This window comes from Paracoccus nototheniae (assembly GCF_004335005.1).
Lineage (GTDB): Bacteria > Pseudomonadota > Alphaproteobacteria > Rhodobacterales > Rhodobacteraceae > Paracoccus > Paracoccus nototheniae.
Genome location: NZ_RQRT01000050.1, coordinates 18,202 through 33,743, shown reverse-complemented (window position 1 = coordinate 33,743; position 15,542 = coordinate 18,202). Strand labels below are relative to the sequence as shown.

General features: G+C 65.5%; 14 protein-coding genes. 5 read left to right on the top strand and 9 right to left on the bottom strand.

The window, feature by feature from the left end; genetic code table 11:
* Nucleotides 1-1,001 (top strand): penicillin acylase family protein (locus EG885_RS16015; protein WP_165571171.1); only part of this gene is annotated, 1,001 nt, incomplete at its 5' end.
* A gap of 124 nt (nucleotides 1,002-1,125) precedes the next feature.
* On the opposite strand, the gene lpdA is transcribed toward EG885_RS16015, so the two are convergent.
* The 3 genes from lpdA to queA form a co-directional block, all read right to left on the bottom strand.
* Nucleotides 1,126-2,517, bottom strand: a complete 1,392-nt coding sequence (lpdA, locus tag EG885_RS16010; RefSeq protein WP_131576438.1) for a dihydrolipoyl dehydrogenase — start codon at nucleotides 2,515-2,517, stop codon at nucleotides 1,126-1,128.
* Nucleotides 2,518-2,597: 80 nt separating this feature from the next.
* Nucleotides 2,598-3,863, bottom strand: a complete 1,266-nt coding sequence (locus tag EG885_RS16005; RefSeq protein ID WP_131576436.1) for an MFS transporter — start codon at nucleotides 3,861-3,863, stop codon at nucleotides 2,598-2,600.
* 87 nt (nucleotides 3,864-3,950) lie between these two features.
* Nucleotides 3,951-4,997, bottom strand: a complete 1,047-nt coding sequence (gene queA / locus EG885_RS16000) for a tRNA preQ1(34) S-adenosylmethionine ribosyltransferase-isomerase QueA (protein WP_131576434.1) — start codon at nucleotides 4,995-4,997, stop codon at nucleotides 3,951-3,953.
* A 132-nt stretch (nucleotides 4,998-5,129) separates the two neighbouring features.
* Between queA and EG885_RS15995 the strand changes: the two genes are divergently transcribed.
* Both EG885_RS15995 and bfr read left to right on the top strand, forming a co-directional pair.
* Nucleotides 5,130-5,423 carry a (2Fe-2S)-binding protein gene (locus EG885_RS15995; protein ID WP_131576432.1) on the top strand — a complete coding sequence of 98 codons (294 nt, stop codon included), beginning with the start codon at nucleotides 5,130-5,132 and terminating at the stop codon, nucleotides 5,421-5,423.
* Nucleotides 5,371-5,856, top strand: coding sequence for a bacterioferritin (bfr, locus tag EG885_RS15990; protein WP_131576430.1), 486 nt, complete (start codon nucleotides 5,371-5,373; stop codon nucleotides 5,854-5,856). Before EG885_RS15995 ends, bfr begins: the two co-directional genes overlap by 53 nt.
* Before the next feature lie 66 nt (nucleotides 5,857-5,922).
* Here bfr and EG885_RS15985 read toward each other — a convergent pair whose 3' ends face one another.
* On the bottom strand, nucleotides 5,923-6,597 hold the full coding sequence (locus EG885_RS15985; protein ID WP_131576428.1) for an HAD family hydrolase: 675 nt from the start codon (nucleotides 6,595-6,597) through the stop codon (nucleotides 5,923-5,925).
* A 117-nt stretch (nucleotides 6,598-6,714) separates the two neighbouring features.
* On the opposite strand from EG885_RS15985, the gene glmU reads away from it, so the two are divergent.
* A complete protein-coding gene (glmU, locus tag EG885_RS15980; RefSeq protein ID WP_131576426.1) occupies nucleotides 6,715-8,058 on the top strand; it encodes a bifunctional UDP-N-acetylglucosamine diphosphorylase/glucosamine-1-phosphate N-acetyltransferase GlmU in 1,344 nt (447 codons plus the stop codon).
* Complete coding sequence (gene glmS / locus EG885_RS15975; RefSeq protein ID WP_131576424.1) at nucleotides 8,058-9,875, top strand: glutamine--fructose-6-phosphate transaminase (isomerizing); 1,818 nt, start codon at nucleotides 8,058-8,060, stop codon at nucleotides 9,873-9,875. Before glmU ends, glmS begins: the two co-directional genes overlap by 1 nt.
* A gap of 38 nt (nucleotides 9,876-9,913) precedes the next feature.
* Here the strand turns inward: glmS and trmB are convergent, their stop codons facing one another.
* From trmB to nuoN, 5 genes are all read right to left on the bottom strand, one after another.
* A complete protein-coding gene (gene trmB / locus EG885_RS15970) occupies nucleotides 9,914-10,627 on the bottom strand; it encodes a tRNA (guanine(46)-N(7))-methyltransferase TrmB (protein WP_131576420.1) in 714 nt (237 codons plus the stop codon).
* Between the two features lie 232 nt (nucleotides 10,628-10,859).
* Nucleotides 10,860-12,536, bottom strand: coding sequence for a ribonuclease J (locus EG885_RS15965; protein ID WP_131576417.1), 1,677 nt, complete (start codon nucleotides 12,534-12,536; stop codon nucleotides 10,860-10,862).
* The gene (locus tag EG885_RS15960) at nucleotides 12,529-13,308 is read right to left on the bottom strand and encodes a type III pantothenate kinase (RefSeq protein WP_131576414.1); all 780 of its coding nucleotides are present in this window, start codon (nucleotides 13,306-13,308) and stop codon (nucleotides 12,529-12,531) included. The genes EG885_RS15965 and EG885_RS15960 overlap by 8 nt, the downstream gene beginning before the upstream one ends.
* A gap of 4 nt (nucleotides 13,309-13,312) precedes the next feature.
* On the bottom strand, nucleotides 13,313-14,095 hold the full coding sequence (locus tag EG885_RS15955; protein ID WP_131576412.1) for a biotin--[acetyl-CoA-carboxylase] ligase: 783 nt from the start codon (nucleotides 14,093-14,095) through the stop codon (nucleotides 13,313-13,315).
* Nucleotides 14,073-15,533: an NADH-quinone oxidoreductase subunit NuoN gene (nuoN, locus tag EG885_RS15950; protein WP_131576409.1), complete on the bottom strand. Its 1,461-nt coding sequence runs from the start codon at nucleotides 15,531-15,533 to the stop codon at nucleotides 14,073-14,075. Before nuoN ends, EG885_RS15955 begins: the two co-directional genes overlap by 23 nt.
* Nucleotides 15,534-15,542 lie beyond the last annotated feature (9 nt).

Here is a 15,542-nt window from a genome sequence, read left to right as displayed (position 1 = left end):
GCGGCGCCATGCCCGCCCCCGGCTGGCTGGCCCAGACCGGCTGGCAGGGCGTCACCCCGCTGACAGCCGCCGCCGAACGCCCGGCCCTGGGCCTGTCCCTCTCTACCGACGAGCCCGCCACCGACGATCTGCGCCGCGACCGCCTGACGCGCCTGCTGGCAGACCGAGAGGTTCATTCCCGCGACAGCTTCATCGCCGCCCAACTGGACATCGTCAGCCCGGCGGCTCGCGCGCTTCTGCCGCTGGTGGGCGCCAATCTGTGGTTCACCGGCGATCCGGCAGCACCCGGAACCCCCGAACGCCAGCGTCAGGACGCCCTGACCCTGCTGGCCGAATGGGACGGTGCCATGAACGAACATCTGCCCGAACCGCTGATCCATGCCGCCTGGATGGCCGCGCTGCAGGACCGGCTGATCCGGGACGAACTGGGGCCAATGGCCGATGACATCACCCGCCTGCACCCACGCTTCATCGATGCGGTCTTTCGCAACCGCGACAATGCCGCGCGCTGGTGCAATGTCGTGCAAAGCGCCGCGACCGAGGATTGCGCCACCATTGCCCGGCAGGCGCTGGACCGGGCGATTCTGGACCTGACCGCGCGCTATGGCCCCGACGTGACCAGCTGGCGATGGGGCGACGCGCATCAGGCCGTCCACCACCATCCCGGTCTGGGCGGGCTGCCCGCGCTTGGCTGGATCATGAACATCACCCAATCCATCTCGGGCGGTGAATTCACCGTCGCGCGCAGCGGCCTCTTCGGCGCCGGAGCCGAGCCCTTTCAGGCCGCCACCGGCGCGGGCTTTCGCAGCGTGATCGATCTGGCCGATCCAGACAGTTCGGTCTTCATCACATCGACCGGCCAGTCGGGCCACCCGCTGTCGCGCCATTACGACGATCTGGCAGGCTTGTGGCGGCGGGGCGAATATATCGGCATGTCGCTGGACCCGGATCTGGCCCGCGCCGCATCGGCCGGCATCACCACCCTGACCCCCGCCAACTGACGCGGGGCCTCCCCGTTCATCTTGGCAGAAATATCCTGCGGGGGGAGTCGCGAGAATCGCGACGGGGGGCGCAAGGCCCCCCGTCAACGCCCGCCACAAGGCGCCGGGCTCGGCAGTGGATGGTTCAGATGTGGATCGCGCGCCCGTAAGCCGCCAGCACCGATTCATGCATCATTTCGGACAGGGTCGGGTGCGGGAAGACTGTCTCGATCAGTTCCGCCTCGGTCGTCTCCAGCTGGCGCCCGATGACATAGCCCTGAATCAGCTCGGTGACTTCGGCTCCGACCATATGGGCGCCCAGCAGTTCGCCGGTCTTGGCGTCGAAGATCGTCTTGACCATGCCCTCGGCCTCGCCAAGCGCCACGGCCTTGCCATTGCCCATGAAGGGGAAACGCCCGACCTTGATGTCCAGACCCATCTCTTTCGCCTTGGCCTCGGTCAGGCCGACGCTGGCAATCTGCGGGTTGCAATAGGTGCAGCCCGCGATGCTGCCGGGCTTGATCGCATGCGGATGACCGCCCGCGGCCAGTTCGGCGACCATCATGCCCTCGTGGCTGGCCTTATGCGCCAGCCAGGGGGCGCCTGCCAAATCGCCGATGGCATAGACGCCCTCAAGACCGGTGCGGCAGAATTCATCGGTGATCACATGGGTGCGGTCGACCTTGATGCCCGCCGCTTCCAGCCCCAGACCCTCGGTATTGCCGACGATGCCCACGGCGGAAATCACCGTGTCGAACTCCATCGTTTCGGTCTTGCCGCCGGTCTCGATATGGGCGGTCACCACGGCGCCCTTGCGATCCAGCTTCTTGACCGTGGATTTCTCCATGATGGTCATGCCCTGCTTGACGAACTGCTTCTTGGCGAATGCCGCGATCTCGGCATCCTCGACCGGCAGCACGCGGTCCATGACCTCGACCACCGTCGTCTTGGCGCCAAGCGTGTTGTAAAAGCTGGCGAATTCGATGCCGATGGCGCCCGATCCGATGACCAGCAGCCGCTTGGGCATATGCGGCGGCACCAGCGCGTGGCGATAGCTCCAGACCGTCTTGCCATCCGGCTCCAGCCCCGGCAATTCGCGCGCCCGCGCGCCGGTGGCCAGCACGATGGTCTTGGCGGTCAGCTCTTCCTCGCCCTTGGCGGTCTTGACGATGATCTTGCCCTTGCCGGCCAGCCGGGCCTCGCCCATGATTGCCGTCACCTTGTTCTTCTTGAACAGATGCGCGATCCCGCCTTCCATCTGCTTGGACACCCCACGAGAGCGTTTGACCACAGCATCCAGATCATAGCTGATGTTCTCGGCCTTCAGGCCGAAATCCTTGGCGCGGTGCATCAGGTGATAAACCTCGGCGCTGCGCAGCAGGGCCTTGGTCGGGATGCAGCCCCAGTTCAGGCAGATGCCGCCCAGATTCTCGCGTTCGATACAGGCCACCTTCAGGCCCAGCTGCGCGCCCCGGATCGCGGCGACATAGCCGCCCGGTCCGGCGCCGATCACCACCATGTCGAAATTCTGGGCCATCGGGTCCCCCGCTGAAATGCATATAGTTCAGCGTTAAACCATTCGCGCCAGACCGGCAAGCCGGGCGCGCAGGCCGCGGCTCATCCCGGCGCTGCGGCCTGCTGGCTGGGCGGGTTGTCCGATTGCGCCTCGTCCAGCACCGCCTCGACGGCAAAGGGCGTCGCATTCGGGGTGATGATCGCAAAGCTGCCCTGCTGATCGGGCGTCAGCGCCCGGCGCTGCGTCGCACGCCATCCCGCATAGGCCGTCAGCAACGCCAGCAGCACGCCCATATAGACCCAGTACCCGTCCGGTCCGATCACCCCCATCAGCCAGCCGGTGATGATTGGCCCGCCCATGCTGCCGATCCCATAGATGAACAGCAGCCCCGCCGAGGCCGAGGCCATGTCCGACTGTTCCAGATAATCGTTGGTATAGGCCAATAGCAGCGCATAGATCGGGTTCGCCACGCCCCCCATGATCGCGCCGGTGATGATCAGCCCGACCGTGCCCGGTTGCGCAGCGATCACGATCAGGGCGGCCAGCCCGCCAATGGCCGACAGTATCAGGACCAGCTTTCTGCGGTCATAGCGGTCGGAAATCCAGCCGATCGGATATTGCAGCACCAGCCCCCCCGCATAGATCGCGGCCACGAACAGGCTGATCTGCGCCACCGACAGCCCGATCTGCGCCCCCCAGACCGAGGACATGCCCGCCAGCGCCGAAAACACGCCCCCCATCAGGAAGATCCCCACGCAGCCAAGCGGGCTGGCGCGGTACAGATCGCGGAACGACATCCGCTTGATCGTCTCGAATTGCGGGGCGGGCTGGGCCGACAGCAGGATCGGCGTGAAGGCCAGCGACACCAGCACCGAGGGAATGATGAACAGCAGATAGCCCCCCGGATCGCCCACGTTCAGCAAGGCCTGCGCGACCACGATCCCCAGCAGCTGCACGATCATATAGGCCGACAGCGACTGGCCCCGGTTCTCGTTCGTCGATCCGGCGTTCAGCCAGCTTTCCGCCGTGACATAGACACCGCAGAAACAGAACCCGATCAGAAACCGCAATGCCGTCCAGCCAAGCCAGTGCGGCTCGACCGCGAACAGGATCAGCGCGGCCGAGACCAGCGACCCAAGCGCCGCAAAGACCCGCACATGGCCGACATTCTTGATCAGGTCCGGCACGGTCAGGCTGCCCAGCAGAAAGCCGCCGTAATATCCCGACATGACGATCGACATCTGCAGGGTCGGGATGCCCTCGATCCCGCCCCGGATACCCAGAAGCGTGCCCTGCATGCCGTTGCCGACCATCAGCAGCAGAATGCCCAAAAGCAAAGGCCAGGTGGTGCGCAACACCGAAATCATCGCGGGTCTCGTTCTGTCAGAGGTCGGGAAGGGTCAGGCCCCCTGCCCTAGTCGCGCCGCAGCCCCGATGCCAGCCGGAATACGACCTCAGGGGATCAGCAGCGACGCATCGCCGTAACTGAAGAAACGATAACGCTCAGACACCGCATGTCCATAGATTTCCCTGATCTTTTCCGCCCCCATCAGGGCCGAGACCAGCATCAGCAGCGTCGATTTGGGCAGATGGAAATTGGTCATCAGCCCATCCGTCACCCGGAAGTGATGGCCGGGATAGATGAAGATGTCGGTCGTGCCCCGGAACGGCGCGATCCGCCCCGGCTCTGGAGCCGCCGATTCGATCAGCCGCAGCGCGGTGGTGCCCACCGGGATCACCCGGCGGCCTTCGGATTTGGCACGGTTGATGGCGGCGGCGGCGGCCTCGTCCACCTCGCCCCATTCGGCATGCATGCGGTGGGTGGTCACATCCTCGACCTTGACCGGCAGAAAGGTGCCCGCCCCGACATGCAGGGTGACATGCACGAATTCGACCCCGCGCGCGGCCAGCGCCGCCAGCAGCGGCGCGTCGAAATGCAGGCTGGCCGTCGGGGCGGCCACCGCCCCCTGGCGCGCCGCCCAGATCGTCTGGTAATCCTGCCGGTCCTGATCGTCCGGCGCCCGCAATGCGGCGATGTAAGGCGGCAAGGGCATCGCCCCGACCGTGTTCAGCGCCGCATCGAAGGCCTCGCCCGTGGCGTCAAAGACCAGCCTCAGCCCGCCATCGCCCAGATCGGCCACCGTGGCGCACAGGGCATCGCCGAACCGGATCACCTCGCCCACGCGCAGCTTGCGCAGGGGCTTGGCCAGCGCCTGCCAGCCCTCGGCCGCGGGCTCCAGCAGGGTGACCTCGATCCGCGCGGTGACCTCGCCCTGCGCGGACTGGCGGGTGCGGGTGCCGGTCAGACGGGCGGGGATGACCTTGGTGTCGTTCAGCACCAGCAGATCGCCGGGCCGCAGGATGTCGGGCAGATCGCCCACGTTCCGGTCGGCGATCGTGCCCCCTTCGGCCAGCAACAGACGCGCCGCACTGCGCGGACGCGCAGGCCGCGTGGCGATCAGGCCGGGGGGCAGGTCGAAATCGAAATCGGACAGCTTCATGGCCGGGGCTTCTGCGGCGCCGGGGCCCGCCCGTCAAGCCTCTCCGTCAAGTCCCTGTGATGACCAAGCGAAACCATCGGACTTTACAAGCCCGACAGAATCGGTCAGTTTCGCCGCGACAGGGAGCCCGCCATGATCGTTTGCCATTGCACCCAGATTTCGGATCGCGACATCCACGCCGCCATCGACTGGATGCGCATGTCGGACCCGCAAACGATCATCACGCCCGGCAAGATCTATCACGCCTTGGGAAAACGCGCCGATTGCGGCGGCTGCATGCCGCTCTTTCTGGACACCATGCGCGCCTGCGATAAGCTGGGCGTCGCTCCGCCGATTTTGCGGACCAGAACAGACAGCAAGAAGGATGCCTCCCATGAAGGGCGACGCCAAAGTCATCGAATACCTGAACGCCGCACTGCGCTCTGAACTGACCGCGGTCAGCCAGTACTGGCTGCATTACCGCCTGCAGGAGGATTGGGGTTTCGGCAAGATCGCCAAGAAATCGCGCGAGGAATCCATCGAAGAGATGAACCACGCCGACAAGCTGATCCAGCGCATCATCTTTCTGGAAGGTCACCCGAACCTGCAGAAACTGGACCCGCTGCGGATCGGCCAGAACCTCAAGGAAACGCTGGAAAGCGATCTGGCCGCCGAACACGAGGCCCGCAGCCTGTATATCGAGGCGCGCGATCATTGCGATCAGGTCCGCGACTATCCCAGCAAGATCCTGTTCGAGGAACTGATTCAGGACGAGGAAGGCCATATCGACTTTCTCGAAACCCAGCTCAGCCTCTATGACACCATCGGCGCCCAGAATTACGGCCATCTGAACGCGCAACCCGCCGACGAGGCCGAATAGGCGTCTTCTTCATAAAAATATCCCGGGGGGAATCGCCGTCAGGCGATGGGGGGCTGGCCCCCCATCCTACCCCAGCCAGGACCGCGCCAGTTCGGGCAATTCGTCGAAATGCCCCAGCATCGCCTCGGGGGCCAGCCGGCTCAGACCCTCGCCTTCCGGGCCAAAGGCCACCAGCGCGACCCTGACCCCGGCTGCGGCTGCGGTCTTGCGGTCGGTCTCGGTATCGCCGACCAGAAAGGACCGCGCGACATCGCCCCCCGCACCGTCGACGGCGGCACGGTAATGGCGAGGATCGGGTTTTTTCACCGGCAGCGTATCGGCGCCGATCATCGAGGCAAACCGATCGGCAATACCCAGTTCACCCAGCAATTGATGGGCCAGCGCCTCGGGCTTGTTGGTACAGATGGACAGCACATGCCCATCCGCCGCCAGTTGGTCCAGCGCCTCCAGCACGCCAGGATACAGCCGCGTATGCACCGCGATGGCGGCGCCGTAATGGCCCAGCAGGCGGTCGAAATCCTCATCCTCGGCACCGGGCGGCAGCAGATGATCGGGGCCCATCCGGCCGTATCCGGCCCGCAGCATGGCGCGACCGCCGTGAAACGCGGTCAGCGCATCCGCGACCGGGTCCAGCAGATCGCCCAGACCCCGCGCCCGAAAGCAGGCATTGGCCGCCGCCACCAGATCCCCCGAGGTATCGGCCAGCGTTCCGTCCAGATCGAAAACCACCGTGCCTGCCATGCGCCATCCCTTTTGGTAATGTTCGGTAAACAAAGGTGAGCGTGCCGGCCCTAGCCAGCGCGTCCTGCCCCGATTAGAACGCCAGTTAAGAAAAGCAAACAGTTCATGGGTGGTGGCATGTCGGAAAGCGCAGTGGCGGTGGTGATTCTGGCGGCGGGTCAGGGCAGCCGGATGCAGTCGGACCTGCCCAAGGTGCTGCACCGGCTTGGCGGCGTGCCGCTGGTCGGCCATGCGCTGATGGCGGCCCACAGTCTCGATCCCGAACAGATCGTGGTGGTGACCGGTCATGGCGCGGCGGCGGTGGCCAAGGCCGTCGCCCGGCTGGACCCCGATGCCGCCACCGTGTTGCAGGCCGAACAGCTGGGCACCGGCCATGCCGTCCGTCAGGCCCTGCCCGCGCTGGAAGGGTTCGAGGGTCGGGTCATCGTCCTTTACGGCGACACCCCCTTCATCAGCCCCGAGACGCTGGCGGCGCTGTCCAGCCACCCCTCGGATCTTGTGGTGCTGGGCTTCGAGGCAGCCGATCCGGGCCGCTATGGCCGTCTGATCGTCACGCAACAGGGGCTGGAACGGATCGTCGAATACAAGGATGCCGATGCCGCCACCCGCGACATCGCGCTGTGCAATTCGGGCGTCATGGCGCTGGATGCGGGCCTGTTGCGACGCCTGCTGGTGCGGCTGACGAATGACAATGCGGCAGGCGAATATTATCTGACCGACCTGCCCGCCCTGGCCCGCGAAGACGGACACCGCGCCGATGTGGTGATCTGCGACGAGGACGAAACCCTGGGCATCAACACCCGCGCCGAACTGGCCGATGCCGAAGCCGCGTTCCAGACCCGGGCCCGCGCCCTTGCGATGGCCGATGGCGTCACTCTGACCGACCCGGCCAGCACCTTCTTTGCGCTGGATACGGTGATCGGTCGCGATGCGATCATCGGCCCGAATGTCGTCTTCGGCCCCGGCGTCACCATCGAATCGGGGGCCGAGATCCTGCCCTTCTGCCATCTCGAGGGGTGCCATGTCAGCGCGGGCGCCACGGTCGGACCCTTTGCCCGCCTGCGCCCCGGCGCGGAACTGGGCGGCGATGTGCATGTCGGCAATTTCGTGGAAATCAAGAACGCCGTGCTGGACGAAGGCGTCAAGGTCGGCCACCTGACCTATCTGGGCGACGCCCATGTGGGCGAACATACCAATATCGGTGCGGGCACGATCACCTGCAATTACGATGGAGTCGGCAAACACCGCACGGTGATCGGCGCCCGCGCCTTCATCGGCAGCGACACGATGCTGGTCGCCCCGGTCACCATCGGCTCTGACGCGATGACCGGATCGGGCAGCACCATCACCGAAGATGTCCCCGACGGCGCGCTGGCGCTCGGCCGGTCGCGACAGGTGACGAAACCGGGCCTTGCGGTCCGCCTGATGGCGGCCCTGCGCGCCGCAAAGGAGACACGCTGATGTGCGGCATTATCGGCATTCTGGGCCATCACGAGGTTTCGCCCCAACTGGTCGACGCGCTGCGGCGGCTGGAATATCGCGGCTATGACAGCGCCGGCGTGGCGACCGTCGATGCCTCGGGGCAGCTGGATCGCCGGCGGGCGGTCGGCAAGCTGGTCAATCTCAGCGACCGTCTGGTGCATGAACCGCTGCAGGGTCATGCTGGCATCGGCCATACCCGGTGGGCCACCCACGGCCCCGCGACCGAGGTGAACGCCCATCCCCATCAGTCGGGCCGCGTCGCCGTCGTCCATAACGGCATCATCGAGAATTTCCGCGAATTGCGGGCCGAACTGGCCGAACTGGGCATTCAGCCGGAATCGCAGACCGATACCGAAACCGTGGCGCTGTGGACCGCGCATCATCTGGACCAAGGCCTGTCCCCGCTGGAGGCCGCCCGCGCCACGCTGGCCCGGCTGCAGGGCGCCTTTGCGCTGGCCTTCCTGTTTCAGGGCGAGGGCGATCTGCTGATCGCCGCGCGCAAGGGCAGCCCGCTGGCCATCGGTCATGGCAACGGCGAGATGTTCCTTGGCTCGGACGCGGTGGCGCTGGCGCCCTTTACCGACCGCATCACCTATCTGGAGGATGGCGATCATGCCGTCCTGACCCGCGCGGGCCTTCAGGTCTGGGACGCCGAGGGTCATCAGGCCCACCGCGCCACCGCCCGGATCGATGTCGGCGCCTCGGTCATCGACCGCGCCGGGCACCGCCATTTCATGGCCAAGGAGATCGCCGAACAGCCGATGGTCATCGGCAACGTGCTGTCCCATTACGTCAAGGAGGATCGGATCGTTCTGCCCGACGGTCTGGATTTCGCGGTCATCGACCGCATCACGCTGGTCGGTTGCGGCACCGCGCATCTGGCGGGCCATGTCGCGAAATACTGGTTCGAACAGGTGGCGGGCCTGCCCTGCGACATCGACGTCGCGTCCGAATTCCGCTATCGCGAGCCGCCCTTGTCGCCCGCCAGCCTGTTTGTCGCCGTCAGCCAGTCGGGCGAGACCGCCGATACGCTGGCGGCCCTGCATTACGCGCGCGGCAAGGTGGCGCAGACGGTGGGGTTGGTCAACGTGGGCACCTCGGCCATCGCCCGCGACGCCGATCTGGCCCTGCCGACACTGGCGGGGATGGAGGTCAGCGTGGCCTCGTCCAAGGCCTTCACCTGCCAGCTGGCGGTGCTGGGCGTGCTGGCGCTGAAGGCAGCCCATGCCCGGGGCCGGATCGACGATGCGGGACTTGCCGCCCATCTGCGCGACCTGCGCAGCATCCCCGCCCTGCTGGCGCAGGTGCTGGCCCTGACCGACGAATGCCGCACGCAGGCCGAGTGGTTGGCGCAGGCCCGCGATGTCCTTTATCTGGGGCGCGGCGCGCTCTATCCGGTCGCACTGGAAGGCGCGCTGAAGCTCAAGGAGCTCAGCTATATCCATGCCGAAGGCTATGCCTCGGGCGAGCTGAAGCACGGCCCCATCGCGCTGATCGACGGCGATGTGCCGGTGGTGGTGCTGGCCCCGCATGACGCGCTGTTCGACAAGACCATCTCGAACATGCAAGAGGTCATGGCCCGGCACGGGCGCGTGCTGCTGATTTCAGATGCCAGCGGGATCGCCGCGGCGGGCGAAGGCGTGACGGCGAGCCTCGCTTTGCCCTCGGGCGGGGGCGTGTTCCAGCCGATCCTTTACGCGGTGCCGATGCAATATCTGGCCTATCACACGGCTGTTGCCAAAGGCACCGATGTGGACCAGCCCCGCAACCTCGCCAAATCGGTGACGGTCGAATAGAAAAAGCCCGCCGGTCCGGCGGGCTTTTTGTCTGCGCCCTAAAGCCTGCGAAAGGTCACATAATGGGGCGGCCGCCCGTCGCGCAGCGCCTTTTGTTCATAGCGCGTGCTGATCCAGTCGTCCCATGGCTGGTCCGTGTCCGAGATCATCCCGAACCCCGCCACCGGCACCTCTTCGCGGGTCTGGCGGATATAATCGGGAATGTCGCTGGCCACGCGAAAGATCCCGCCCGGCGCCATCACCCGCGCCAGGGGCTGCAGATGCTCGGGCGTGACAAAGCGGCGGCGATGATGCCGCGCCTTGGGCCAGGGATCGGGATACATCAGAAAGGCGCGGTCGATGCAGGCGTCGGGCAGCACATCCATCAGATCGCGCGCATCGCCCGGATGCACGCTGACATTGCCGACCCCCGCTGCCCGGATCTTGCCCAGCAGCATGGCGACCCCGTTGATATAGGGCTCGCATCCGATGATCCCGATGTCAGGATAGGTGGCGGCCATATGCACCATATGCTCGCCCCCGCCAAAGCCGACCTCCAGCCACAGGGGCCGATCATCGCCAAAGATCGCGCGAGGGTCGATGGGCCGGCGATCCGGATTGTCATCCACGGTGATCCCGCGCGGACGAAGATCGCCCAGATCCTCGGACAGATAGCCCTTCTGGCTCTGGCGCAGGGTCTTGCCATGACGGCGGCCATAAAAGTTCCGCCGGGGCGGGTTGGGATCGAAGACGGGGGGGGATGAATCGCTCATGCCGCGCAAGTGCCGCAAGCCGGTGCCGGTTTCAAGCCCCACCGATCATTTGCGTCCCGCGAAGGCCGGGGGGCTTCGCACCCCCCGGACCCCCCGCGGGATATTTCAGCCAAGATGAAGAAGAAGCCAAAGGCGCCCTGATGAGGCATCTGGCTTCTTCTTCATAAAAATATCCTGCAGGGGGTCCGGGGGACGCAAAGTCCCCCGGCTGTCGCGGGACGCAATCCAGGGGTCAGTCGGCCATCAGGCGGCTGATGATCACCGTCACTTCGGGCTTCTTGCCGATTTCTTCCATCGTCACCTGACGGGTGATCTTGCGGATCGCCTCGTCCATCTTGCCATCGTCGCGGACCGTGCGGGCATCGGCGCGCTCCAGGAACTCGGACAGTTCGGATTCGACATGGCGGGCCAGATCGCCGCCGGCGCGGGTCTTTTCCGACAGGCCCATCAGTTCGACCCAGGCATCGGGCAGCACCTTGTCATCTTCGTCCACGATGACACTGACCATGGCATGGCCGTTCAGCGCCAGCCGGATGCGGTCGCGCACGACCCCGTCCATGGCACCGATCAGCTGGTTTCCGTCCAGATAAAGCCGCCCGGTCTCGACATGATCGACGACCTTGGGGCGGTCGCCCGTCAGATCCAGCATCTTGCCATTGGTGACCACTTCCGAAATCAGCCCCTTGGCACGGGCCAGCATCATATGCTCGCGCAGATGCAGATGCTCGCCATGCATGGGGATCACGATCTTGGGTTTCAGCAGATCGTGGACCGCCTCGATATCGGGCCGGTTGGCGTGGCCCGAGACGTGATACAGCCCGTCATCGGCATCATAGACTTCGATCCCGCCCTCGCTCAGCGCATTCATGATGCGACCGACCGACTTCTCGTTGCCGGGAATGGTCTTGGAGCTGAAGAGGAAGCTGTCGCCCTCTTTCAGCGACAGGCCCAGATAGCGGCCGCGCGACAGCTGCGCGCTGGCGGCGCGGCGTTCGCCCTGGCTGCCGGTGACCAGCAGCATGACCTTGTTGCGGGGCAGCTTGGCGGCCTCTTCCGGGCCGATCGTGTCGGGGAAATCCTTCAACACGCCGGAATCGAAACCCACGCTGACCATGCGGCGCATGGCGCGGCCCAGCAGACAGACCTTGCGACCCGAAGCGCGGGCCGCATCGGCCAGCGTCTTCAGCCGCGCGATGTTGCTGGCAAAGGTGGTGGCCACGACCATGTTCGGCTGCGCCATCACCCATTCCAGGATCGGCGTGGCCAGAACGGCCTCGGACCGGCCGGGATGGGTCGAGAAGATATTGGTGCTGTCGCAGGCCAGAACCTTGACGCCCTTGCCCTCGGCGGCGATCTCGGACAGGCCGACCGGGTCGAAGGCATCGCCCAGAACCGGGGTCATGTCGGTCTTGAAGTCGCCGGTATGCACGATCCGGCCCGCAGGCGTGTCGATGATCAGCGCCGAGCTTTCGGGGATCGAATGGCTGATCGGCACGAATTGCACCGAGAACGGGCCGACCTGCGTCACCGCCGGGCGGGGGGCGACGATATTGACCGCCTCGGCCGGCAGGCCGTGCTCCTCCATCTTCAGGCGCACCAGCGTACCGGTGAAGCGGCGGGCATAGACCGGAACGTCCAGCCGACCCCACATATGGCCAAGCGCGCCGATGTGATCCTCGTGCCCGTGGGTGACGAAGATCGCCTCCAGCCGGTGGCGGTTCTGTTCCAGCCAGGTCAGGTCGGGCATGATCAGATCGATCCCCGGGCTGCCTTCCATGTCGCCGAAGGTCACCCCCAGATCGACAAGGATCAGACGTTCCTTGCCGGGCTGACCGTAACCGTAGACATAGGCATTCATGCCAATTTCGCCCGCTCCGCCGAGCGGCAGATAGATCAGGCGTTCAGCCATTTCCCATCTCCTTGTTGTAATCGTGAATGAGCCGAAGCCCGTGCATCGTCAGATCGTCCTCTATGGCATCGAACAGGTCGAATCCCTGATCGAAGAGTGGCGCAAGCCCGCCAGTGGCTATGACTTTCATCGGGCGGTCGCGCTCGGCGCGGATTTTGTCCACGATACCGTCGACCAGACCGACATATCCCCAAAACACGCCCGACTGGATACATGCAACCGTATTCGTACCGATGACCCGTCCGGGCATGGTGATATCGACATGCGGCAGCGAGGCGGCACCCATGTGCAACGCCTCCAGCGACAGATTGACGCCGGGCGCGATCGCCCCGCCGATATAGGCGCCATCCAGATCGACCACGTCAAAGGTCGTCGCGGTGCCGAAATCGACCACGATCAGATCGGGCCCGTGGCGGTCATAGGCGCCGACGGTATTGACCAGCCGGTCGGGGCCGACCGTCGTGCCCTCATCCACGCGGGGCGGGACGGGCAGCAGGCAGTCCGGCTTGCCCACGACCAGGGGCCGCGTGTCGAAATAGCGGTTGCACAGAACCCGCAGGTTGAAGACCACGCGGGGCGCGGTGGCGCTGATGATGCAGGCGTCGATCTGCAGCGTGAATTTCTGAACCGCGATCAGAGTGGACAGCCAGACATAATATTCGTCCGCCGTGCGGCGGTGGTCGGTGCGAATGCGCCAATGCGCCAGAAAGCGCGTGCCGTCCCAGATGGAAAAGACCGTGTTGGTGTTGCCGGTGTCGATGCACAAAAGCATGGCTCTATCCGCCGAAATGAATGTCGGCGGCGGGGATCGACTGACGCCCGCGCGGGGTGGTCAGGATCAGCGCGCCGGTCTGGTCGATACCCTCGAAGCGGCCCGTCGCCTCGGTCGTGCCCATGCGGGCGGTGATCGTCTCGCCCAGCCTTGCGGCGCGGGCCAGCCAGGCGTTGCGGATCGGCTCGAACCCGTAGGTCTGCATCTGGCGCTGCCAATGGTCGAAGCTGGCTGCCAGCGCGTCCAGCAGATCGTCGGGGGCGATCCGCAAACCGGTCTCACCGGCCAGACTGACGGGACGCAGGGCGTGGGGTTCGACCTCGGTCGCCTCGGGCGCCTGCGCCAGATTGATGCCGATACCGATGGCCAGCGTCGCCACCTGCCCGCCCGCACCGCTGCTTTCCAGCAGAATACCCGACAGCTTGCCGCCGTTCAGCAGCACGTCATTGGGCCATTTCAGCGACAGGTTCAGGCTGGGACCACACAGGCTGTGCAGCGCGTCATGGACGGCCAGCGCCGCGACAAAGGACAGGCGTGCGGAATCAGCCGCCCCGCCCGTGGGCCGCATCACCAGCGTGGCCGCGAAATTGCCGGCCGGATCGGTCCAGGCGCGCCCGCGCCGGCCGCGCCCGGCCTCTTGCCGCCGTGCCATGATCCAGGCGGGGCCGCTCAGGCTGGGCGCCAGCCGGAAGGCTTCGGCATTGGTGCTGTCCACGCGGTCGAGGATGTGGCGCGCCACCCCCTCGGGCCAGTGCGGCGGCAGGTTATTCACCCGCAACCATGACATCGCCGACCAGCGATTGCGCCGCGACCGCCGCCGCATCGTCCACGCCCAGCATGGTGACCGCGCCCAACAGCAGCATGGCGGCAGGCACCAGCAGGGCCATATACTGAACGGCCCCCATACGGCTGGTCACGCCTTCGGATTCAGCCCCGAAGAACATGTAATAGACGATGCGAAGGTAATAGAACGCCCCGATCACCGATGCGATCACGCCCGCGACCGCCAGCCATGCCATCCCGCCATCGACCGCTGCCGTCAGCACGCCGTATTTCGCGAAGAAGCCAAGGAACGGCGGAACGCCCGCAAGGCTGAACATCAGGAACAGCACGGCGAAGCTTTTCAGCGGCTCGGCCTGCGCAAAGCGGTTCAGGCTTTCCAGATCGGTGACCGGCCGCCCGTCGCGTTCCAGCGACAGGATGAAGGCGAAGGTGCCGACATTCATCACCGCATAGATCGCCATATACAGCAGCATCGCCTGCACGCCGTATTCGGTGCCCGCAGCCAGACCGACCAGCGCGAAACCCATATGCGCGATCGAGGAATAAGCCATCAGACGCTTGATGTTGCGCTGCCCGATGCCCGCGATCGAGCCCAGAAACATCGACATGACCGCCAGCGCCGCGATGATCTGCGACCAGTCGGCGGGCACATTGCCAAAGGCGTCGAACATCAGCCGCGCGATCAGCGCCATCGCCGCAACCTTGGGCGCGGTCGCCAGAAAGGCCGTCACCGGCGTGGGCGAGCCTTCGTAGACGTCCGGCGTCCACATGTGGAAGGGCACCGCCGAGACCTTGAAGGCCAGACCGACCAGCAGGAAGACCAGACCGAACAGCAGCCCCAAAGGCAGGTTGCCCGCCTGAACCGCCCGCATGATCCCGGCAAACTGGGTCGTCCCGGCAAAGCCATAGACCAGCGAGGCACCATAGAGCAGCAGGCCGGAGCTCAGCGCGCCCAGCACGAAATATTTCAGACCCGCCTCGGAGGATTTGACGCTTTCCCGGCGCATGGCGGCGACCACATAAAGCGCCAGCGATTGCAGCTCCAGCCCCATATACAGCGACAGCAGATCGCCCGCCGACACCATCAGCATCATGCCGATGGTCGCCAGAACGATCAGGATCGGATATTCGAACCGCATCAGCCGCTGGCGATCCATGTAATCCGCGCTCATCGCCAGAACGGCAGCCCCGGACAACAGGATCGTCACCTTGGCAAAGCGGCCAAAGGCATCATCGATGAACATCCCGAAAAAGGCGGTCTGCTGCGGGCGGTCGGCCATTCCGACATAAAGCCCGGCCACCAGCAGCGCCAGAACGCTGACCCACAGGATCGGCCGCGCGATCCGGTCCTGGCCCAGATAGGCCCCGGCCAGCAGCGAGGCCAGCGCGAAGATCGCAAGCCACAGTTCTGGCAGAATGGTCGAAAGGTCCAAACCGGTCATCTTGCGTTC

Coding starts and splice junctions, on each gene's coding strand:
- queA (WP_131576434.1), bottom strand. CDS start 4,997: ATGAAGCTGTCCGATTTCGATTTCGACCTGCCCCCCGGCCTGATCGCC.
- trmB (WP_131576420.1), bottom strand. CDS start 10,627: ATGAGCGATTCATCCCCCCCCGTCTTCGATCCCAACCCGCCCCGGCGG.
- EG885_RS15965 (WP_131576417.1), bottom strand. CDS start 12,536: ATGGCTGAACGCCTGATCTATCTGCCGCTCGGCGGAGCGGGCGAAATT.
- glmS (WP_131576424.1), top strand. CDS start 8,058: ATGTGCGGCATTATCGGCATTCTGGGCCATCACGAGGTTTCGCCCCAA.
- EG885_RS16005 (WP_131576436.1), bottom strand. CDS start 3,863: ATGATTTCGGTGTTGCGCACCACCTGGCCTTTGCTTTTGGGCATTCTG.
- bfr (WP_131576430.1), top strand. CDS start 5,371: ATGAAGGGCGACGCCAAAGTCATCGAATACCTGAACGCCGCACTGCGC.
- glmU (WP_131576426.1), top strand. CDS start 6,715: ATGTCGGAAAGCGCAGTGGCGGTGGTGATTCTGGCGGCGGGTCAGGGC.
- nuoN (WP_131576409.1), bottom strand. CDS start 15,533: ATGACCGGTTTGGACCTTTCGACCATTCTGCCAGAACTGTGGCTTGCG.
- EG885_RS15985 (WP_131576428.1), bottom strand. CDS start 6,597: ATGGCAGGCACGGTGGTTTTCGATCTGGACGGAACGCTGGCCGATACC.
- EG885_RS15955 (WP_131576412.1), bottom strand. CDS start 14,095: ATGTCATGGTTGCGGGTGAATAACCTGCCGCCGCACTGGCCCGAGGGG.
- lpdA (WP_131576438.1), bottom strand. CDS start 2,517: ATGGCCCAGAATTTCGACATGGTGGTGATCGGCGCCGGACCGGGCGGC.
- EG885_RS15960 (WP_131576414.1), bottom strand. CDS start 13,308: ATGCTTTTGTGCATCGACACCGGCAACACCAACACGGTCTTTTCCATC.
- EG885_RS15995 (WP_131576432.1), top strand. CDS start 5,130: ATGATCGTTTGCCATTGCACCCAGATTTCGGATCGCGACATCCACGCC.